This window comes from Pseudoalteromonas maris (assembly GCF_049257235.1).
In the GTDB taxonomy this organism is placed as follows: domain Bacteria; phylum Pseudomonadota; class Gammaproteobacteria; order Enterobacterales; family Alteromonadaceae; genus Pseudoalteromonas.
On record NZ_JBMMUF010000003.1, the window covers coordinates 388223 to 410018 of the forward strand.

A 21796-nucleotide genomic window follows, 5' to 3' on the forward strand; every position below is an offset into this window, starting at 1 on the left:
TCTAGAACAACTCAATATCAGTGCCTGAATCTTGCGTTTCAATGTCGTGCAGATATTTAAGCTCGCGTTTTTGTATCGTGTCATTGTGCATGTTGCGCAGCTTCTTCATCTTCACACTTCCTGTTTCTGGATGAAAGACAATTTTTCTTGGCCACGGTCCACCGACATCATGTGCAACCAAGTTGAGTCCTTCCTCTTGGACATAGGCATTAGCAAAACGAATATTCCCCATTCCGACATCCGTCATAGAGCGGATTATTTTCCCTCCGCCAAACAGTTTTACTTTTAAGTTCTGACGGTTTCCACCATTTTTTATAATTTCATTAAGTAAAATTTCCATCGCCCAGTTACCATAGCGGCAATCTGTATTATCTGGGTCTATATCATCTAACTTAAGTGATGTCGGCAGCATAAAGTGATTCATTCCACCAATTCCCATCACAGGGTCGTAAATACATGCAGAGATGCATGAGCCCAAGACTGTAGAGATAACCTCATCATGCTTTGTCACATAGAACTCTCCGGGTAATACCTTAGCCATCACCGTGTTACGACTGCTATCCCAAAAGCGTTTGATGTGCTCAAACCCTCGCAAAGTGGGTTGAAACTTGTTCATGAATGATGTGCCTTGGCATACATGGTCTTTCCGAGGTTATGAAATTGGTGCTGATCTTTGCCCATACTCTCTGAGTGACCCAAAAAGAGATGCCCATGATTTGCAAGCCTATTTGCAAACTGATCGTATAAATATTCCTTGGTGGTTTTATCAAAGTAGATCACTACATTGCGGCAAAAAATCACATCAAACTTGCCCTTCATAGGCCAAGGTTCAAGCAAATTTAAACGTTTGAAAGTGATGTATTTTTGTAGCCCTGGCTTCACTTTAAGTTGGTCACCATGCTTACTTTTTAAAAACCATTGCTGTACTAGGTTGTCTGGAATACCGTCAATCTGCCGCTGGTTATAAACGCCTTGTTGTGCTGTTGCTAGCACATTCGAGTCTAAGTCGGTGGCAAGGATTTTTATATCCCATCCTGAGCGGGGACATATTTTAGCCACTGACATAGCAATGGAATAAGGCTCCTCTCCGGTAGAACAACCCGCCGACCAAATACGAATCTTTCGTGTCGACGCATTGTCTTTCAATAATTTTGGTAGCAGCACTTTTTCGAGAAAATCGAAATGGTGTTTCTCACGATAAAATGCCGTTAGGTTGGTCGTGATGGCATTGATGAAATTGCTAAATTCCTCATCATTGTTGCCATCAAGATAATCAAGATATTGGTTGAATTGGGTAAAGCCATAAAAACGTAAACGCTTAGCTAAACGGGAGTACACCATTTCCCGTTTATGTGGGCCAAGAACAATGCCACAGGCTTGATACACACGCTCAGAAATATTCTTAAAGTCTTTATCCGTAAAGCTAAATTCTGGCATTTAACTATCTCTACTAATGTATCAAAGCCTGCACATTTGATTGACTAACTTATTTGTTAGAAATCTTCCCATTCATCGCCGTCATCAACAAAGTTATTACCTGATGGTGGCTTTGCTCCTGAAGGAGAAGGACTATTGCTTAAGCGTTTCACTGGCTGTGCCGCGGGGCGATGATCAGGCAACCCTGACGACATATTCACAGAGAAGAAGCTCAGCATTTGACGCATGCTATTTGCTTGCTCAGCCATAGATTCACTGGCCGCAGATGCTTGCTCAACAAGCGCCGCGTTTTGCTGCGTCATTTCATCCATCTGTGCCACCGCTTTATTCACCTGCTCAATGCCTGAGCTTTGCTCTGCTGATGCCTCGGAAATGTCGGCAATCATTTGTGATACCTTCTGCACCGACTCAACGATGTCTTGTAAGGTTGCACCTGACTCATTCACCAAGGTTGAGCCGTCTTCCACCTTACTCACACTGTCGCGGATCAGCTCTTTAATCTCTTTGGCGGCGCCTGCTGAGCGCTGCGCAAGATTACGAACCTCACCGGCAACAACCGCAAAGCCGCGACCTTGTTCGCCCGCACGTGCAGCCTCTACCGCAGCATTGAGTGCTAACAAGTTAGTCTGGAAGGCGATTTCGTCAATAACACCAATGATGTCTGCAATTTTCTTGCTCGATTCATTAATCTCAGCCATACCTGTGACCGCGCGATTCACCACATCACCACCATGTTTGGCTTTGTCACACGTTTGTGATGCAAGCTCACTGGCCACTTTGGCATTATCGGCGTTTTGACGCACCGTACTGGTCATCTCTTCCATACTTGATGCCGTTTCTTCGAGCGATGATGCTTGCTCTTCAGTACGCTGACTCAAGTCGGTATTACCTTGGGAGATTTCTTCTGCACCTGTTGCTACCAAGTTGGCTGAACCGCTCACCTTGTCAATCACTTCGGTAAGCTTGTCTGCGGTGCTGTTAGCATCGCGTTTGAGTTTATCAAAGGCGCCTTGGAAGTTACGTTCAATACGTTTGGTCAAGTCACCGTGAGCTAACGCATCAAGCATGGTCGCTGTTTCTGCTACGGCGTCATCAACCACACTGACTAATTCATTAAGGCCTTCGGTGAGGCGTAAGAAGAAGCCCTCTTTCCCAGTGACTTCAACACGGGCATCGAGTTCGCCACCACGTGCGGCATTAACCAAGGTATTGATTTCACCTTCAATTGCCACCTCAGCGGTTCTATCTGACCACTCTACAACCGTGCCAGCACGCTCACCTTCTTCGGTCATGATTGGGTTAGCAATCAAAGCAAAGGTACGGCCACCGACAACAATTTGCGTGCGATAGGTCGATGTTAGTTTTGCTAACATGCCGCGCTGATGCGCTGGGTTTTTGTGGAAGATATCAATATTTTGCCCAAGTAAATTATTGCTATCGAAGTGAGGTAAGTCTTTACGCAAGTCTTGCTCTGCGGTGCGCAACATATTCATTACCGCTTTGTTAAGGTAAATGATGTTGTGCTCAGCGTCGGCCATCATAGTATTGGTTGCGACGTTATCGAGTGCATGGCGTATGCGCAGGTTCTCTTTGGCAATCTGTTTCTCTTTCTCAGAGCGAGCAAGTTCTTCAGTAATATCTTGCCACTCTACAATCGTACCGAGACGTTCGCCATCGATGTCAAACCAGGGTGTTGCAATCAAGCTGAACGTTAACCCTGCTAGCTTCAAATGCGTTTTATATGGTTCGCGAAGGTTAGCCAACATACCTCGCTGATGCGCTGGGTTGGCGTGGAAGTCATCAACACATGTGCCAATTAACGTGCTCACTTTAAAATTAGGTAGCTTCGTTTGAATCTGCGACTCGCGATTACGCAACATTTCAACCACTTGGTCATTGACATAAACGATGTTCAAATCGTTGTCGGCCATCATCACGCTCGCTTGGCAAACCTTAAGTGCGCTGACTAATTTCGCTGATTCACGCGCTTTGCGTTGTTCGTTAATTTGCTCCGTAATGTCGGTCGCGTACTTAATCACTTTAAACGGCTTGCCATTCATATCTACAATGGGGTTGTAAGACGCCTGAATCCAAATTTCCTTACCGCCTTTACCCACGCGCTGATATTGGCCACTGTCGTATTCACCTCGTCCTAGACGCTGCCAGAATTCGCGATATTCATTGCTGTTGGCATATTCAGGAGTCACAAATATACGGTGATGCTGACCTTTGATTTCATTAAGCTGGTAGCCCATGGCACCTAAGAAGTTATCGTTCGCAGTGAGGATGTTACCATCAAGGTCAAATTCTATAACCGCTTGCGAGCGGCCAATGGCATTAGCTTGGCCTTCAAGGTCGGCAGATCTCAGCTTGCTCTGCGTTATGTCAGTGGCAAACTTCACAACTTTGACAACGCGCCCTTGGTCATCAAGCACAGGGTTGTAAGATGCTTGAATCCACACTTCTTGGCCGCTTTTGGTAATGCGCATGAATTCATCCGATGCGAATTCACCTCGCCCTAAACGTTGCCAAAACTGTGCATATTCCGGGCTTGATGCTTCATTAGCGGCAACAAACATACGGTGGTGCTGGCCGCGAATTTCATCGAGGCGATAACCCATCACATTAAGGAAATTATCATTGGCGGTAATAATCGTACCCGAAGGTTCGAACTCAATCACCGCTTGGGAGCGCTTCAATGCATCTAACACCCTTGCATCATCGCTTGTATCTTTCGATTCCTTACTAAACCAGACCATATTCAGTCCCACCCTATTCGTGCTTATGCTTTATCAACAGTCTAAAATCTTCGGTAAATCGAGCAGAATAACCATCTTCTCTCCTACGTTTACCAACCTATCTATGAATTCATTATCCTTGGAGTCCTGGAATTCAGGTGCCGAGCGTGCCTCATCATTATTTATGGTGTACACATCGGACACGGCATCGACTACTAAACCGATGACCTTTTCTTTATCACCAACGTGCTCTTTGACGATGATCACAACCGTTAGCGGACCATACTCCACCGCTTCAATCGCGAACCGTAAACGCAAGTCGATAATCGGCACTATGGTGCCGCGAAGATTAATCACACCCTTGATATAATCAGGTGCGTTGGGAATTTCTGTAATTTCTTCCCACCCTCTAATTTCTTGTACTTTAAGAATATCGACGCCGTACTCTTCATCTGCCATCATGAAAGTAAGGTATTGCTGAACCTCACCCTGATGGTTTTGCAGTACAACATATTCATCGATTCCTTCCGCCATCATGCCTGCTCCTCTTGTAGCAGCGCTGCATCAATCACGCTCTCTGCAGAGCCTGGCTTTTTCAAACCTACCAGTTTGATTAATCCTGCAATGTCTATAATCAGCGAGACGCGACCGTCACCTAAAATAGTGGCCCCAGAGATACCATCAACACGCTGATAGTTTGCCTCTAAGCTCTTGATAACCACTTGCTGCTGAGCCAACAGGTCATCTACCAGCAAACCCACTTTTTGATTGTCATTTTCGACAACCACGAGCAGCGCTTTGCTGAGCTCGGTAATGGCATCTGGGTGGCTGAAAATTTTATATAGCCGCAAAATAGGAATGTATTCATCACGCAAGCGCAGCACTTCCAAACCGCTGCCCACGGTACTCACTTTGGAGGTGTCGATTTGCAATGATTCGACAATAGAAATCAGTGGCACAATGTAGGTGTGTTTATCAACTCTTACTAACTGACCATCCAAAATTGCTAATGTCAGCGGCAAACGAATGGTAAAGGTAGAGCCTACGCCCGCACTGGAAGCAACTTCAATTGAGCCATTCAAATCAGCAATGTTCTGGCGCACCACATCCATGCCGACACCGCGGCCAGAGATATCACTGACTTCATCGGCAGTAGAAAAGCCAGGTTCAAAAATAAGCTCATGAATTTTCTCTTCACTGAGTTCATCTTCTGGGTTCACTAAACCCGCGGCGATGGCTTTAGATTTAATTTTTTCAGTATTGAGGCCCTTACCATCATCCATAATCTCGATAACAATATTGCCGCCTTGGTGAAATGCATTGAGTGTGACCACACCAATAGGCTCTTTGCCGGCGGCTTCTCGCTCTGCGGGTGTTTCCAAACCGTGATCAAGTGAGTTTCGCACTAAGTGCACCATGGGATCGGAGATTTTCTCCATGACGGTTTTATCAAGTTCCGTATGTTCACCGAGAATTTTGAGCTCTACTTCTTTGTTCAGTTTTTGCGAAATGTCACGCACTAGACGTGGGAAACGACTAAATACGAAGCTAATTGGCAACATGCGAATACGCATGACATTTTCTTGTAAATCTCGGGTGTTGTGCGCAAGTTGCGCTAAACCTTCTTGCAATGCAGCAAGGGTGTTGTCTGTCACTTCTTGCTCACCCAACTGGCTTAACATTGATTGGGTGATCACCAATTCACCGACCATGTTAATTAAGGAGTCTATTTTATCGATTCCCACTCGGATGGACGTTGATTCACTGCTCGATGCTTTCTTCGCTGGCTTGTTCACAGCTTTAGCGGCAACAGGTGCAGCAGCGGCCGCAGCTGCAGAAACGGCTTCATTGGCACTAGCAATGTTTTCTTGTGCTTGTTGTTGGTCGGCTTTGGAAAATACGCCGCCACACAAAGTAATTTCTATGTCAGCGTCATCTTCCACCCATTCAAACACTTCGTGGATCTGTTCTTTTTTCGCGTCGGTTTGTAAGAACATCTGCCACGACATAAAGCATTCATCGCTTTGAATGTCATCGATAGATGGAACACTATTGAGGTCAACATGCACTTCTAAGTGTCCCAAATCAGCAAGATCGCTGATCATGTATAGGGGTTCATTACCCGTTTTGAATAGATGATGATGCGGTTTGAAGTTAATTTGAAAAGTTTGTGTTTCTTTACCCTGATCGGTTGAATCAGTGGTGTTTTGCGGCTCTGGGGTGCTGGATTCAAGCCCCAGAATAACTTCAAATTTTTGCTTTAATTCATACGCTACCGTTAAATCTGGTTCTTGCTCGCTTTGTAGTGCTCTTAGCATTTCTCGCAAACAATCCACAGACTGTAATAACAGATTGACGTGATCTGCCGCTAACTCTCTTTGTCCCTGACGAATTTGGTCGAGAAGCGTTTCTAATACGTGGGTAAAATCAGATACGGAAGTAAAACCAAATGTACCACTGCCGCCTTTAATAGAGTGTGCAGCGCGAAAAATGGTATTGAGTGTTTCACTGTCGGTATCACCTGGAGTCAAGTTAAGAAGCTCTGTCTCCATAGCATCCAAACCCTCAAAGCTTTCCTCGAAGAACACTTCAAAAAACTGACTGAGATCGATGCTCATAAGCTCACACTCTTAACGAATAACTTTTTTAAGGACGGCAAGTAGCTGCTCAGGGTTGAATGGTTTCACTATCCATCCCGTTGCTCCCGCGGCTTTACCTTCTGTTTTCTTATCCAGGCCTGACTCGGTGGTCAGCATCAAAAGGGGAGTAAACTTATACTCGGCTAAACCACGCAGCTCGCGTATTAACGTTATGCCATCCATTATCGGCATATTAACGTCGGATATCACCGCATCGAACGTGTTCTGTTTAGCTATAGCTAGAGCTTCGCTTCCGTCCTTAGCTTCGGTTACATCAAATCCCGCCTTTTTCAGTGTAAAACTGACCATTTGGCGCATAGATGCAGAGTCATCCACAGCTAAAATCTTTTTCATAGACACCCTCTAACAATTATCAATTTCCGTTTAACCCTAGATATTCTGCTACGCCCAACGTTTTACACGCCTGTGTCAAGGCGTCACTAGAACCTTCCCAAACGATGGAGTAGTCCACTAATTGCAGGCTCTTTTGCAGTGCACACAGCAGTTGGATACACGCACTATCGGCCTTGATGACGTCGCTCATATCGAGACATACGTTGTCATCATTGTGTACCTGTGACTGGAGTTCAGTGTGCAAAGCATCGACCTGAGAAATAGTCATTTCACTGGGCAGCTTTAACATAAATTATGCTTTGTAATTGCGTTCTTCTAATAAAAAGCTTAGACCTAGTTAATTAGAATGCCAGTGAATAATCTAAATTTTCTTCAACTAAAGAGGGGCTTAGCTGATCTAAGCCCGTATTGGAAAGGTGTAACTCACGTGGTTATTGAGTTAGCTGGGGTAGTAGTCAATGATTGCGTTTAGATCTTTAATCAACGAGTTTGTATTTATTGTAGGTACGGAACCTATTGTATATTCTGGTTTAAATATTGCCCGGATCCTTCCTAAGGGGTCAACCAAAACGACTGAGGCACTGTGATCAACGAGATAATCACCCGTTTGCTCCTCAGTAATTGCATAAATTAGCCCTAAACTTTGTACAAAAGGATAAAGTTGTTTGTGCGGCGCAGACACTGCTTTGTACTTAGGATTGAAATAATTGATGTACTGTAGACGCTGTTGCGCAGTGTCTCTGTTTGGATCCACCGAGACAAACCACACATTCACATCGTTACCTTGCATCGCCTTTTCGACCTGACGAAGCTTGGCAAGGGTCATAGGGCAGACATCAGGGCAACTGGTGTAACCCAAAAACACCAAGTCCCATTGCCCGTTGAGATCGTTTACCCCGACCTCTTGTTGGTGTTGGTCATACAACAAAAATGGCTTTATTTCTTTTGCAGGCTCATACACTAAGGCATCAACCTGCAATTCCTCTTTAGAGCAGCCAACTAGCAATACGGCACACAGTGCCGTCCATGCCCATTTACGCAACATAAAAGACCCATTTATCAATGAATAATGCCACAAAGAGTAACATTAAATGCAGGATAGAAAACTTAAAAACGGTCATCGCGCTGCGGTGTTCAGGGTCAAATTTTAGGGCCCATGCATAGGCAATAAAAACCCCGTTTAATAGGGTGCTTGCGCATAGATAAAACAGTCCCGACATGCCAATTAAATATGGTAATACACACACCAAGGCGAGGATAACGGTATAACCGAGTACGCATGTTTTGCAAAAATCGATACCATGGGTAACGGGTAACATAGGCACATTAGCGCGACGATAATCAGCTTCTCGCGCAATCGCCAACGCCCAAAAGTGCGGTGGCGTCCACGTGAAAATAATCATCACTAATAACCAAGGTTCCGCAGCAAGTTGGCCTGTTTCGCTGACCCAGCCAAGCAATGGAGGCATGGCGCCAGCAAGCCCGCCAATGACAATGTTCTGCGGTGTAGCGCGTTTCAAAAACATGGTGTAAATCACGGCATAGCCCACCAAGGCAAACAACGTAAGCACAGCCGCTAACCAGTTAGATGATGCAACCAAGGCAACAAAACCCACCGCCCCTATCACAGCGGCGAATGCAAACCCTTTTCCTTCACTCACCTTACCTAGAGCCACAGGACGATGGCGAGTTCGTGCCATTTTAATATCGATTTCTCTGTCGACGATGTGATTTATTACCGCTGCTGCTGCAGAAAGCAGGCCGATGGCAAACAAACTGATTGCTTGTAACACCCAAGAACGCCCCATGTCGGGTGCAAGTGCGACTCCCACCCATGCTGTTAGTACCAGCATCAATACCACTTTGCCTTTACACATAGCGAGGTAGTCGCGCCAGTTGGTTGTGTGCGGCGATGCCGCCGTCATAGATATTGCTTTACTCATAATGAATCTCCTTTTCCAACTAGCACTTGGCTTTTTGTAAATAACACAATCGCACTAAGGTCAGCAGTAACACCAATGCCATAAGGTTGTGGGCCAGTGCGACGAACAGTGGAATTTGCATATAAACCAACACCACACCTAAACACAGCTGTGCACACAAAGCAGCAATGACTGCCAACACTGCACTTTTAATGGTGCGAGAGTAAGCACCTTTAAACACCTGCCACATTGCCGTGCACACCACAAGTAACGTCATGAGTGCGCCAAAGCGATGCAACAAATGAATCGACATACGAGAATCGTAAGACAGCACACCATATTCATAATTTGCATGCTCCATTGGTAAATGGAACACTTTAGACAATGAGAATGCTTCGCTCCCCTCACACATAGGGAAACCCACACAATGCGCGGCGGCGTAATTAGCGGCCAACCACCCACCGAGACCTATTTGCACCACAACCATCACCAAGGCGGTCATGGTCCAACCGCTGAGCGCTTTAGCTCCAGCATCGCCACCGAATACCGGTTGGGTATAGGCGCGCAAATAAAGTAGCCACAACAAGCTAGCAATTGAAAAGCCTCCTAACAGATGCCCCATCACCACCAGTGGCTGCAAGTTCATAGTCACAGTCCACATCCCCAGCATGGCTTGAAAGACCACCAGCAAGAGCAGCACAATAGGTAGTCGCAGTGGCACTTGCGGCAGTCTTGCATTGCGCAGCGCATAAATGGCGATAAACAGAATCAGTACGCCCAACGTGCCCGCAAAATAGCGATGCACCATCTCTTTCATTGCTTTGCCTTGGTGCACTTCCAAACCTGGGAAGCTCTGCTCTGCCTTGGCAATTTCATGGGCTTGATCAGGTACGGTCAAAAAGCCATAACATCCCGGCCAATCTGGACAACCTAACCCTGCATCGCTTAAACGGGTATATGCCCCCAAAGCGACCACCATCACGGCTAATAAAGCCGTTACCATCACCAGACGTTTATAATTTTTAGTCATACTGGCCTCTTTAGCTACTGCGCGAATAATTTAATAGTTTTTTAAGGTCTTTTAATAACCCTTTGTGCACCATACGGTTTTCTTCTTCTACCGGTGCATAGTCATACTCCAAAACCACCAAACCATGGTGATCTATAAGGTATAAATTCCCTGCTTTTAACTGCTGTGGTGCACTCGATATGTGCAAGGTTGGGTGCTCAGATTGCACCGCTTCAGGTTCTTCTCCCAATACAGCTAAACGCACCTTGCCTTGGTTTTTCCCCAAGGCAACGTACAACGACTGTACATCTTGCCACTGGGCCTCGCATGCATCACATTGTGGCGCATTCACCATCGCAATGGTCCATGGTGATAAGGGGTAATCTTGCCACGTTGGCACTTCTACTTGTTCACCCAAAAAGCGGCCATTGTTGCTCTGGGTATCGGGCAGCCAGCCACTTTTTAACACCAGTACAGCAGCCACCAGAGGAATTAAAAAGCAGCCAATGAAAAGATAGAGAGGTTTATTATTCTTCATGTGTTCTCCTCGCACGCCAATAAGCACTCAATGCAATAACCACGGCGGCAAAGGCAATCAAAAACCATTGCAAGGCATAGGCATGATGCTTTTGTGCTGTCATGGTCACAGGTTGGTAATGGGGAATAGCCGCTACAACGTCATTGGGCTTTTGCGCATAGGCCATAAACGCGTGGATTGGCTTTCGGGTTTGCTCAACCATAGCGGTAATATCGATTTGCTGAATACGTTTAGGCCAACCGGACGCTGCCAGTGGGTCGATAATGTCATTATCAAGCGTGATTGAGCCTAATTCGCCTTGTTTTATAAGTGCTTGCGGTAACGTGATTGTAGATGGAAGTGTTACATTGGGTAGCTCGGTACGCAGTGTGGGAGCACGCACAAAACCAAGATTAGTTACTAACCAATGGCTAGAGCCTTGAGGTAAAATAAGCGCGATTACATCATATCCCACCTTGCCTTCGTACACTTGATTATCAAGCAGCCAGTATTGAGGATGCACCTCGCCACTTAGTCTCACTTGCAGGCCTGTTGCATCACCTTGTTGCACAAAACGCATCGCGTCGGCAAACGATAACACCCCACGCTCAGACCATGCATCGAGCATTTGTTGACGCTGTTGCTTTTGGTCGGCACGTTCTAGCTGCCAAAAACCCAAGCTAGTACAGACGGTTACCGCAAGGATAACCAGACCTGACCATAAAATTGCGCTAAGCTTACCTGTAAACACTCAACCACCAACCTCGGAGCATCCAAACTGTGCTTATTAAAATTATAATTATCGCGCTGTTGCTATACGTCATTTACACCCTCTTTAGGGCGCTATTAGCCATGGTAAAATCCGATAACAAAGTGCCAATGTCTCATTTTTTAGGGAAGCGAGTCGCACTGTGTGCGCTCGTCCTTATTGTTATTTTAGTTGCGCAGCAATTTGGGCTGCTGCGCTTTAACCCATCACCTATTACAACACATACACAAACACGAACAGACACAGCCACACTACATCAACAAAGTGCCAGTACCACGCTGCCGCCTGAAATGCGAAGTGCTTTTCACTGCTAAAGTGCCCCTTCAATACACGGATGAACATCACGGTGAGCATGATGGCCCCTAGGGTCACGTGCATACCGTGGAATCCGGTGAGCAAGAAGAAGGTATTGCCGTAAATGCCCGAATCAAGCTTTAAGCCCAAGTCATTATAAGCATGTGCGTATTCGTAGCCTTGTAACACCAAGAACACCGCACCTAAGGCAATGGTCAAAAAGAGAAACAGCTTAAGCGGTCCGCGATTATCTTTTTCCATCGCGACATGGGCATAATGGAGCGTCACCGACGACACCAGAAGAATAATGGTGTTAATCAGTGGTAAGCCTTGCCAGCCCATGGCTTGAGTCGTGGTACCTCCAGGTGTGCTTTCTAGCGGCCACGTTGACGTAAATTCAGGCCACAGCACTTCACCTGTCATCACGTTATTACCGTCACCACCTAACCATGGCACGGCCAACATGCGAGCGTAGAAGAGTGCGCCAAAGAAGGCGGCGAAGAACATGACCTCTGAGAAGATGAACCAACTCATGCCCTGTTTGAAAGAGCGATCCATTTGCGGTGAATAAAGCCCATCATGAGATTCACTGATCACATTCTTAAACCAACCCACCAGCATATATAGCAACACTGCTATACCTGCTAACAGCATATAGGTTCCTGAACTGCCTTCTTGTTCGAGCTGCATTACCGTTAACCCAGCTCCTGCGGCGATAAAGAACATCGCCACTGCACCGACTATTGGCCATGGACTCTGGGCCGGCACATAGTATTTTTCATACTGTTCACTCATATTTATGCCTCATTTGGGTTATCGCGCCGACGCCACCAGTGCTTCGGGGTGTTTAGCGCTGATATCAAAAAGCGTGTATGACAACGTCAGCTCCTCATATTCAGGAGGTAACGCTGGATCGACATAAAACCTTAATTGATATTCTTGTTTTTCATTGGCTTGCATTGTTTGCTGATCAAAGCAAAAGCAAGCCAGCTTGTGTAAGTACTTCGCTGCAAGGCCCGGAGATACAGACGGAATAGCCTGCATCACCCGCGCTTCGTTTGCGGTGTTCGCCGCAGAGAAAGTGACAACACTCATTTCCCCTGGCTTAACCACAACTTCTTGTATTTGTGCATCAACAATGAAAGGCGCACCGCTTTGGGCATGGGTGGTAAAGCTGACCGTTACTTCACGGGCTTCATCCACCACCTCGCTCTGCTGTGCTTGTTCCATTGATGGCTTGCCATTTAGGCCAGTAACATCACAAAACACGTCGTACAGCGGTACCAGTGCGAAAGCAAAGGCGAACATTGCTATCACACTGAGTACGAGTTTTTTTAATAACGGCGCGTGATTCATTACTGCACCTTAGGCGGTGTTTCAAAGGTGTGGTACGGTGCAGGTGATGCAACTTCCCACTCAAGTCCTTCGGCACCTTCCCATACTTTCGCAGGCGCTTTCTCGCCGGCTTTGATGCACTTGTAGACCACTGCAACAAACAACAATTGCGATAAGCCAAAGGCAAAGCCACCAATACTGATAATGGCGTTGAAGTCGGCAAATTGCAGCGCATAATCTGGAATACGGCGTGGCATCCCCGCCAAACCAACAAAGTGCATAGGGAAGAACAACACATTTACACTGATAAGCGACATCCAGAAGTGCCACTTTGCCAATGTGGTGTTGTACATGTGCCCTGTCCACTTAGGTAACCAGTAATAAGCCGCTGCCATGATGGAGAACACCGCACCAGTTACCAATACGTAGTGGAAGTGAGCTACTACGAAGTAAGTATCATGGTATTGGAAATCCACAGGCGTAATTGCCAGCATCAACCCTGAGAAGCCCCCCAGCGTGAACAGCACAATAAAGGCAATGGAGAACATCATGGGTATTTCGAAACTAATGGATCCTCGCCACATGGTCGCTACCCAGTTGAACACCTTCACCCCTGTGGGCACAGATATCAGCATGGTGGAGTACATAAAGAACAACTCCCCGGCCAGCGGCATGCCTGTGGTGAACATGTGGTGCGCCCACACTACAAATGACAACAGGGCAATGGATGCTGTTGCGTACACCATAGATGCATAACCGAATAATTTCTTACGCGAGAAGGTCGGGACTATCGTCGAGATAATACCAAACGCAGGTAGAATCATGATGTATACCTCTGGGTGACCAAAGAACCAGAAGATATGCTGGAACATGACAGGATCACCGCCCCCAGCGGCATTAAAGAAATCAGTACCAAAGTATTTATCGGTCAGTACCATGGTGACCGCACCAGCCAGTACTGGCATTACCGCAATCAGTAAGAACGCGGTGATAAGCCATGTCCAAACAAATAACGGTAGCTTCATCCACGTCATACCCGGTGCACGTAAATTCACTATGGTTACAATCACGTTTATCGCACCCATAATCGAGCTAATACCCATGATGTGCACAGCGAAAACGAACAGTGCCGTATTGTCGTTACTGTAAGTCGTTGACAATGGTGCGTAGAACGTCCAACCAAATGCCGGACCACCACCTTCCATGAATAATGAAAGCAGCAAGATTGCAAAGGCAAATGGCAAGATCCAGAAGCTCCAGTTATTCATGCGTGGCAAAGCCATGTCTGGCGCGCCAATCATCATCGGAATCATCCAGTTTGCTAGGCCTGTAAAGGCAGGCATAACGGCACCGAATACCATGATTAAACCGTGAACTGTGGTCATTTGGTTAAAGAAATGCGGATCAACCAGCTGTAAGCCGGGTTCAAATAATTCCGCACGGATCACCATCGCCATCGCACCGCCGGTTAAGAACATAAGCAGTGAGAACAACAGGTATAGCGTACCTATGTCTTTGTGGTTAGTGGTGAAGAGCCAGCGTTTAATTCCCGTAGCAGGCCCGTGATGTTCATGTGTTGCAGCTGCTGTACTCATTTTTCCTCCCCATCAATAAAGGCCTGAATCGCACTTGGTTGCACAACGTCGCCAGTCTCGTTACCAAAGGCGTTACGTTGATAAGTGACAACCGCTGCCAGTTCTTTAAGCGTGAGCTGGCTTACGAATGCCTGCATCGCTGTGCCTGGCTTACCATTGACGATAATGTCGATATGGTCTTTTACTTCGCCAGTGGCGATTGGGCTGCCTTTAATTGCTGGGAATACCCCAGGTAAACCAAGGCCAGTAGGTTGGTGACATGCTGCACAGCGAGCCATGTAAACTTGCTCACCGGTAGTCATAAGCTCTTCTTGGGAAAGCGTTTGGTCAAGCAATGCTGCGTCTGCTTGCGCTTGTGCTTGTACTGCTTGTTTTTGCTCGGCTAGCCAAACATCAAATGCTTCTGGTGACTTAGCCTCTACCACAACAGGCATAAAGCCATGATCTTTACCACACAGCTCAGCACATTGACCGCGGTACACGCCTTCCTCATTAACGCGTGTCCATGCTTCATTGATAAAGCCTGGGTTTGCGTCCTTTTTCACCGCAAAATCAGGAACCCACCATGAGTGGATAACATCGTCTGAAGTCATTAAGAAACGCACTTTTTTGTCTGTTGGGATCACCAAAGGCTTGTCTACCTCAAGAAGGTAGTTTTCACCCTTGTCTTGTGCGTTTTGAATTTGGTCTTGCGTGGTTGAGAGCAATGAATAAAAGCCTACGTCGTGGCCCATGTATTCGTAATGCCACTTCCATTGCGACCCTGTCACCTTAATAGTGAGATCCGCTTTGGAGGTATCTTCCATCGCAATCAAGGTTTTGGTAGCAGGCACCGCCATACCAATGAGAATTAAAAATGGGATTGCAGTCCAAAGTATTTCAACCTTGGTGCTTTCATGGAAGGAAGCGGGTTTAGCGCCTTTTGATTTACGGTGCCTGAGTAAGGCCCAAAACATGACTGAAAAAACAATCACCCCAATTACACAACAAATGATAAATATCGTCATATGTAACTGGTAAACATTTTCGCTAATGTCTGTTACCCCTGGGCGCAAATTATATTTACTATTTGCAAAAGCCAACTGCGGGGCAAACAAGCATAGCAACATGAGGGAGCACAGCTTCTTCATGTACCATCTCCTTAAATACGCGCAACGCAAAAAGAGAAGAGAAGGCAATTACTGCTAGCCAATCTTCGTTATTATTATGCTTAGAACTGGCCGATTACATTTACTTCTTACAAAGCGGTTAAAAAGCAACCAGCAAAGCCTGCAATATAACCAATTAGTAAAGAATTGCGCATAAAGCAAGAAATTAGCGTGTTTTTGTTTTGCTTTTTAAAATAAATATTTTTTGGAGTTTCAATCTGTTAGCAAACAGAGACAGGAAGATGGAAAGGCGTCTAAAACCCCCAATAAACGGCGTATTGGGGGCCAAATTTTACAGGTACAACTACATCCAATCGGCGTTTCGAATTACACCTACGGCTAAACCCTCAATATTGAAGGATTCGTGCTCTAAATCGACCTCAATAGGAGCGAACTCCTCGTTTTCTGCGTGTAAAAGTACCTTTCTTCCGGCCTTTTCTAAACGTTTAACAGTGACATCGTCACCAACGCGGGCAACCACCACTTGACCGTTTTCAGCAACTTGCGCACGGTGCACAGCAAGCAGATCACCATCCATGATCCCGATGTCTTTCATACTCATACCATCAACACGCAGCAAGTAATCAGCAGCAGGCTTAAACAATAGCGGGTCAATTTGGCAATGACTCTCAATGTGCTCTTGCGCCAAAATAGGCTCACCCGCAGCAACACGGCCAATTAACGGCAAACCTAGTTGCTCAGGCTCTTCCTCTTCAACCAACTGGATACCACGGCTGGCACCGGGTTTCATCTTAATGACGCCTTTTTTTGCTAAGGCTTTGAGGTGTTCTTCAGCGGCGTTGGCACTACGAAACCCTAACGTCTGTGCAATTTCAGCACGCGTAGGCGGCATGCCTGTGTCTTTAATAAATACTTTGATCAGCTCTAAAATTTGCGATTGGCGATTAGTTAAAGGGCGCATACAACTGGGTTTCCATACAGTACATTTAACTGTGAGTATATACAGTTGTCAGAAAATCGCAAATAAAATCAGGCAATTTGCTCACCTCACAGAAATGGTAGTAATTGCTTTAACTGGTCATCACCCAACCTGTTTGCGCTAAATCAACGAAATGAGTCTTATCTGAACAGATAACATTGGTATTGCACTAACATTATTGAATATAAACACGAGGTGAAACGCTTATGTTGAACGTAACCCTAGATGAAGACAAAAACATCGCCATGTTTGAACCGCATGGACCACTGACACAAACCGATTTTGAGTCCGCGGTGCGCATTATTGACCCGTATCTGCAAAGTGTTGGTAAGTTAAAAGGCCTTATCATCGCCACCCCTGATTTTCCGGGCTGGGACTCATTTGCCGCCTTAATAAGTCACTTACGGTTTGTGCATGATCATCACACTAAAGTAGGCAAGGTGGCACTAGTGACCGACTCTTCTATGAGCGCGTTTGGTGAGCATGTGGCTGCACACTTTATTAATGCTGAAATAAAGGCATTTGGCTACACGCATCTACACGATGCCAAACGCTGGGTAGCCGATTAAAAACTGCTACCGGGTTCTCTCAAAAACGCGAGTTCCTCGGCACTTGAATGACGCCCTAGAATGGCATTGCGGTGTGGGTAACGCCCAAAGCGGTCGATAATCTTTTTGTGTGCAACCTCGAATTCATAGTTAGCTAAAGGTTTAAATAACCTCTGTGCTTCTTGGTGGATCACCTTGCTCTCACTGTGCATGTAAGGCATGTACATAAATGGGCGTTCTTGTTCGTTGAGTTGCTGATCAAATCCTTTGGCGATTGCGTGCTGTGCTAAACAAAGCGCTAAGCCATCGAAGGCGAACGCCTGTGGCGTGTCGCGAAACATATTACGTGAGAATTGATCGAGCACGATGATTTCACACAGTGCCCCTTGCGCATACCTGCGCCAATGCACTAACTCCCCTTGCGCCGCAGCACGATGCACCTCAGTAAATAAGGCACTTACCTGCTCATCAAATGCATCACTTTTGTTGAACCAATCTTCTGGCTGACATTTTTTAAACCAAAAGTCATACACGCTTTGAAAGTCCATATTCACTCCTTAATAAAACCATGTACCTTTATTTGAAAACCATCTTAACCGAGGTTGGCTCGTGAGTCTTGCGTTAAAGCATAGTTTACAGTGCCTCTCACATCGCGTGTTTAACTAGACCCAAAACACTTGCAGCCCTTTTACTGGTATCGCACTATGTGAGTCTAGCTGCACTCAGTGCATAACCTAATTCAATAATCAGCAGTACAAGGGAGAGCATTATGAGCACGCGTATTTGGGCGCAAGAGATTGATTTTGACCTATGTAAAAAGCTCGACCTCGGCGTGGGTGAAAAAGGCACCCTAATGACCAAGCTCGGCATTGAAATAAGCGAAATCGGCGACGATTACCTTGTTGCCACCATGCCAGTAACCAACGAATTATATAACCCTATCGGCATCGTCCACGGTGGCGCATACGTGGTATTGGCTGAAACCGTTGCCAGCTACGCCGCCAACTTTGTGGTCGATACCAGCAAATACTACTGCGTCGGCCAAGAGATCAACGCCAACCACCTCAAAGCGTCACGCACCGGCACACTCAAAGCTGTGACCAAACCCGTGCACCTAGGCGGCCGCTCATCGGTATGGGAGATTAAGATTTACAACAGCGCTGGTGATTTGTGTTGTATTTCACGGATGACAGCGGCTGTGGTTGAGAAGACCAAGGGTCGAGGGCTTTAATGCGGGATTGTTTCTGAGCCTTGTCTGTAGGTGAGGCTTTGGCCTTGCGAAAGGCGCTTCGATTTTAGATTTTGTCTTTATGTCAGTTCAAGGGACATGATGATAATTGCAAACCTTACGCCTGTGCAAAGTAAAGAACTTATATAGCTTTCAAACTTATTGCAGTTTGTGGCAGTCTGATATACTTTAATACTTAACAGAACATCACGGCCATATTTGGTCTGAAAGTAGTATTTATAGCTAATAAACATTATGTGTTAACGCTAAGGTTGGCAATCTGTTACTACTCGATATAAGCCATTGCTTAAATAGTGATATTAATTGGGGATTATGCTCTTGCATATCTGGTCCGAATTCTAGGAGCCACTTCCTGACATTCGGCATCAATTATGGATATCACTATGCCTGTAAAAAATATTAAGCCCAAATCAAGTTCTATTAAGCACTACAAAAGCCTTTCATACGAAACTCTAACAGCCAGTTGGTTACTTAATGACGGTTGGGATGTATTCATGCCCATGATTGATCATGGACAGAAGACGGATATCGTCATCTCAGATGGCTCAGAATTCTACAGGATTCAAGTAAAGTCATTAGAAAGCAATGACGAATCTATGTTAGTTGATAACCGCTGGGGCGATGCAGAAATTGACTATGTTGTTTACTTTTCTCGAACAGGTAACTGGGGATATATAGCTCGCCCCTTTTCCCAGAGAAAAAAGAAGTTAAACTCACCTGATAATGTTAGGTTTCATCAGCATCCTAAGCACTTCGTTAGAGCTTTTGAATCAATCTAGTTTAAAAACGACTCCCAAAGTCTGCTTCAAAATTTAAAGTTGGGAACTTGTCGGAGCGACGACTACGACTTAGAGGAAATGCTTGTCCATTTCCTCTAAGAACTCCTAGGACACGCACACAGCGAAGCTCAACATCGTGTATCGATTCACTTAACTCGGCGTCCTGCCTCGTTGTGCTACCCGCCCCACCATGCTCAGCGCAAATGTAAAGGGGTTGGTGATGCCGGTTAGTATAAGAATTTATAAACCTTTCCTTTTTTCAGCCTCACTATTGGAACTCATCTAAACATAATTGAGTGTTAGCTAATTGTTGAGTCCAAAAGCCATGCAATTTACCATTCTTAAAAGAAGCATTTTTAGAACGTAAGTCTTTGATCTTACTCTTTGCTGTATACTGCAAGCTCTCAATTGCAAGAATTCGTGATTCAGCGTCAAGATTTCGCAATACACTGGAAGGAATGAAGTGAGCTCTCAGCCTACCATCCCCCCTTGCATCTGAAACTTTATAATCTCCAGTCATCCTAAAAAGTTTTTTAAATTGAATTTTATCAAAAACTAAGAATCCATTTTCATATGCCTTTTCACCCACAGGGATGAGTTGATCTTCAACTACTAATAACACGCCATCATCAGCCAAAACTGACCTAATAGCAGAATTAGGCCCAAATAATCCTATCCAATGCCTCGGGTCAATTTCATGAAAAACATTACACATAATTATCATATCAATAGAATGCTCAGGAATGCTTTCAATTAATTTTTGCTCATCATCAAAGTATCTGTTTTGATCATTTCCGTAAACCTGAGTTATGACTTGTTCACATTCTTCTTTATCCTCAGAAGGAAGATCAAACGCATAGTAATCAAGCCACTCTCCTACCTCACCCTCTTCGGTTACCGTAAGATCAAAAATAGTCGACAGAAGCCTACCTTTACCAGCACCAAAATCTAGAACACGTATTTTCTGGTTATCAGATTTAAGTTGGTGTATTGATTGAATTATCTGATTTGTTTGTGGATCATCATTGCCTGTGTTAAGGGTTGCAGGCTCTAGTAAACATTCGATTGAGAATTTGGTCGTTGCCATTTGAGAAGGCAACGAAAGAAAATTAGAAAGCCTCTCCACTTCCTCTGAGTCACCAATTAACCCCTTCAGTACTCTCTCTGGAACATTTCCACTAAACTTGATACTACCATGTTCAACATACCAGATATGCTTTTGATCATAATGTGCTAACAGATGTATTGAGTGAGTTGCTATCCATATCTGGCCATTCCTAACAGCACTCATCAATTTATCAACCACTTCTATTAGCGCATTCGGGTGAAGGTGATTTTCTGGTTCATCCATGAAAATAATAAGATCTGATAGTTTTGCCTCTTGAGAAAATAGTGCAACACAGAGTTGTAAAAGGACTTTTTGTCCATCGGATAATCGTGACATACCCAGCCTAAAGCCAAATATCGTCGCGTCACCGTTTTCATCTCTACCAAGGTCTGTATTTAAAAAAGATTTAATATAACTACATAACCTTTCGTAATCTCCAACTATTTCACTTTGTCTTTGAGCAGAAACTGTAGATGCCTGATGGGTCGCGTTAAACCACAGGTTTTGTAAATGTTGTATTTTTGCCAAAGTACTATTGGAAGATTGGCTGACACCAACATTTTCTAAATTACTAGCACTATTTCTAAGCGAATCAATATTATATGTATTGCAATCTACTAGCATCAAATTCTTTGGAACAAAGTCTACACATTGATACTCTTCAGCTAATTCTGACGTCTCGATAAAAGGCCATTCTAAATTTTCCTTGTGGACCTGTAATTGAGTCAGAATATTCTCTCTGTCACTCTCGAGCCTATTAAGCTTATTTTTATGGCGATTATTTACATCTGTAGGAAGGGCGTTTCTAGTAGCTTCTATTGATCTGTCCAAGTCCACAAGTCTGGTATTCAGAGTCCTTATTTCATTATTGCTATGTTTAACTATCGACAAACGGGGCTTTGAAGTGAGAGTGGCTTTTATTTTTGAAAGGATCCGGCTTTTTCCAGAACCATTTTTCCCTGCTATCAATACCAAGTTTTCGGTTCGTGGCATTATTATTTTCCCTAAGCCTGCATCACTATCTGCCGGTATCTCAACTTTTTTTATAATCATATTTCTTGTTCTCTTTCAAAATAATGCATCAAAAGGCGCAGAGTTCGGATTGTTATAGCTGGTTTATTCTTTTTGAACACCACTTCTAACAAATAAACTGGGGCCAGTCCTGCTTACAGGTAAATCCTTTTCACCATATATAAATTTCAAAATAACTTGAGCTTTAAGATACACATCTGAAGCTAATAAAAATAGATTTTATTCTTATAAACATAGACCTACAGGTATCGATTTCCCCGTTTAAATTCGCGCTTTCGATCTCGGCTTTTGCTGCGTAGCGTGGCTAAGACAGCGAGGCACGACGCCGAGCGAGATTTGTCGGCACATGGAAATGCCGTTAAATCGTGTCGCAGCATAAGCGG

The 21796-nt window shown here is 45.1% G+C and carries 23 protein-coding genes; 4 read left to right on the plus strand and 19 right to left on the minus strand.

What is annotated here, in order from left to right; translation table 11 throughout:
* Position 1: 1 nt before the first annotated feature.
* The 12 genes from cheD to AAEU32_RS06850 all read right to left on the minus strand — a co-directional run bounded on the left by cheD (position 2) and on the right by AAEU32_RS06850 (position 11367).
* The gene (gene cheD / locus AAEU32_RS06795; protein ID WP_421969769.1) at positions 2–616 is read right to left on the minus strand and encodes a chemoreceptor glutamine deamidase CheD; all 615 of its coding nucleotides are present in this window, start codon (positions 614–616) and stop codon (positions 2–4) included.
* Positions 613–1437, minus strand: a complete 825-nt coding sequence (locus AAEU32_RS06800; protein ID WP_421969770.1) for a CheR family methyltransferase — start codon at positions 1435–1437, stop codon at positions 613–615. The genes cheD and AAEU32_RS06800 overlap by 4 nt, the downstream gene beginning before the upstream one ends.
* 56 nt (positions 1438–1493) lie before the next feature.
* Positions 1494–4196, minus strand: a complete 2703-nt coding sequence (locus AAEU32_RS06805; RefSeq protein ID WP_421969771.1) for a methyl-accepting chemotaxis protein — start codon at positions 4194–4196, stop codon at positions 1494–1496.
* Between the two features lie 33 nt (positions 4197–4229).
* Positions 4230–4712 (minus strand): chemotaxis protein CheW, encoded by a 483-nt coding sequence (locus tag AAEU32_RS06810; RefSeq protein WP_421969772.1) that lies wholly within the window; start codon positions 4710–4712, stop codon positions 4230–4232.
* On the minus strand, positions 4709–6793 hold the full coding sequence (locus tag AAEU32_RS06815) for a chemotaxis protein CheA (RefSeq protein ID WP_421969773.1): 2085 nt from the start codon (positions 6791–6793) through the stop codon (positions 4709–4711). The genes AAEU32_RS06810 and AAEU32_RS06815 overlap by 4 nt, the downstream gene beginning before the upstream one ends.
* A 12-nt stretch (positions 6794–6805) precedes the next feature.
* Positions 6806–7168 (minus strand): response regulator, encoded by a 363-nt coding sequence (locus tag AAEU32_RS06820; protein ID WP_421969774.1) that lies wholly within the window; start codon positions 7166–7168, stop codon positions 6806–6808.
* Between the two features lie 19 nt (positions 7169–7187).
* Complete coding sequence (locus AAEU32_RS06825) at positions 7188–7457, minus strand: STAS domain-containing protein (RefSeq protein WP_421969775.1); 270 nt, start codon at positions 7455–7457, stop codon at positions 7188–7190.
* A gap of 150 nt (positions 7458–7607) precedes the next feature.
* Positions 7608–8213 carry an SCO family protein gene (locus tag AAEU32_RS06830; RefSeq protein WP_421969776.1) on the minus strand — a complete coding sequence of 202 codons (606 nt, stop codon included), beginning with the start codon at positions 8211–8213 and terminating at the stop codon, positions 7608–7610.
* Complete coding sequence (cyoE, locus tag AAEU32_RS06835) at positions 8203–9111, minus strand: heme o synthase (RefSeq protein ID WP_421969777.1); 909 nt, start codon at positions 9109–9111, stop codon at positions 8203–8205. Before cyoE ends, AAEU32_RS06830 begins: the two co-directional genes overlap by 11 nt.
* A 19-nt stretch (positions 9112–9130) precedes the next feature.
* Positions 9131–10120, minus strand: coding sequence for a COX15/CtaA family protein (locus tag AAEU32_RS06840; protein WP_421969778.1), 990 nt, complete (start codon positions 10118–10120; stop codon positions 9131–9133).
* 10 nt (positions 10121–10130) lie between these two features.
* A complete protein-coding gene (locus tag AAEU32_RS06845) occupies positions 10131–10637 on the minus strand; it encodes a redox-active disulfide-containing membrane protein (RefSeq protein WP_421969779.1) in 507 nt (168 codons plus the stop codon).
* Entirely contained in the window at positions 10627–11367 is a 741-nt protein-coding gene (locus AAEU32_RS06850; RefSeq protein WP_421969780.1) for an SURF1 family protein, read from the minus strand. Before AAEU32_RS06850 ends, AAEU32_RS06845 begins: the two co-directional genes overlap by 11 nt.
* Before the next feature lie 29 nt (positions 11368–11396).
* On the opposite strand from AAEU32_RS06850, the gene AAEU32_RS06855 reads away from it, so the two are divergent.
* Positions 11397–11699, plus strand: a complete 303-nt coding sequence (locus tag AAEU32_RS06855) for a DUF2909 domain-containing protein (protein WP_421969781.1) — start codon at positions 11397–11399, stop codon at positions 11697–11699.
* Here AAEU32_RS06855 and AAEU32_RS06860 read toward each other — a convergent pair.
* The 5 genes from AAEU32_RS06860 to lexA all read right to left on the minus strand — a co-directional run bounded on the left by AAEU32_RS06860 (position 11599) and on the right by lexA (position 16679).
* Positions 11599–12474, minus strand: coding sequence for a cytochrome c oxidase subunit 3 (locus tag AAEU32_RS06860; protein WP_421969782.1), 876 nt, complete (start codon positions 12472–12474; stop codon positions 11599–11601). The two genes, AAEU32_RS06855 and AAEU32_RS06860, sit on opposite strands and share 101 nt — an antisense overlap.
* 18 nt (positions 12475–12492) lie before the next feature.
* Positions 12493–13035, minus strand: coding sequence for a cytochrome c oxidase assembly protein (locus AAEU32_RS06865; RefSeq protein ID WP_421969783.1), 543 nt, complete (start codon positions 13033–13035; stop codon positions 12493–12495).
* A complete protein-coding gene (gene ctaD / locus AAEU32_RS06870) occupies positions 13035–14609 on the minus strand; it encodes a cytochrome c oxidase subunit I (protein ID WP_421969784.1) in 1575 nt (524 codons plus the stop codon). The genes AAEU32_RS06865 and ctaD overlap by 1 nt, the downstream gene beginning before the upstream one ends.
* Positions 14606–15739: a cytochrome c oxidase subunit II gene (gene coxB / locus AAEU32_RS06875; RefSeq protein WP_421969785.1), complete on the minus strand. Its 1134-nt coding sequence runs from the start codon at positions 15737–15739 to the stop codon at positions 14606–14608. The genes ctaD and coxB overlap by 4 nt, the downstream gene beginning before the upstream one ends.
* 322 nt (positions 15740–16061) lie before the next feature.
* Positions 16062–16679, minus strand: a complete 618-nt coding sequence (gene lexA / locus AAEU32_RS06880; RefSeq protein WP_347391325.1) for a transcriptional repressor LexA — start codon at positions 16677–16679, stop codon at positions 16062–16064.
* A gap of 224 nt (positions 16680–16903) precedes the next feature.
* Here lexA and AAEU32_RS06885 point away from each other — a divergent pair, with 224 nt between their 5' ends.
* Entirely contained in the window at positions 16904–17266 is a 363-nt protein-coding gene (locus AAEU32_RS06885; RefSeq protein WP_421969786.1) for a SpoIIAA family protein, read from the plus strand.
* On the opposite strand, the gene AAEU32_RS06890 is transcribed toward AAEU32_RS06885, so the two are convergent.
* Complete coding sequence (locus AAEU32_RS06890; protein ID WP_421969787.1) at positions 17263–17793, minus strand: DUF924 family protein; 531 nt, start codon at positions 17791–17793, stop codon at positions 17263–17265. The genes AAEU32_RS06885 and AAEU32_RS06890 overlap by 4 nt on opposite strands.
* A gap of 221 nt (positions 17794–18014) precedes the next feature.
* Between AAEU32_RS06890 and AAEU32_RS06895 the strand changes: the two genes are divergently transcribed.
* Complete coding sequence (locus AAEU32_RS06895) at positions 18015–18476, plus strand: hotdog fold thioesterase (protein ID WP_421969788.1); 462 nt, start codon at positions 18015–18017, stop codon at positions 18474–18476.
* Between the two features lie 401 nt (positions 18477–18877).
* Positions 18878–19273, plus strand: coding sequence for a group I intron-associated PD-(D/E)XK endonuclease (locus tag AAEU32_RS06900; RefSeq protein WP_421969789.1), 396 nt, complete (start codon positions 18878–18880; stop codon positions 19271–19273).
* Between the two features lie 268 nt (positions 19274–19541).
* Here AAEU32_RS06900 and AAEU32_RS06905 read toward each other — a convergent pair whose 3' ends face one another.
* On the minus strand, positions 19542–21434 hold the full coding sequence (locus AAEU32_RS06905) for an AAA family ATPase (protein WP_421969790.1): 1893 nt from the start codon (positions 21432–21434) through the stop codon (positions 19542–19544).
* Between the last annotated feature and the right edge of the window lie 362 nt (positions 21435–21796).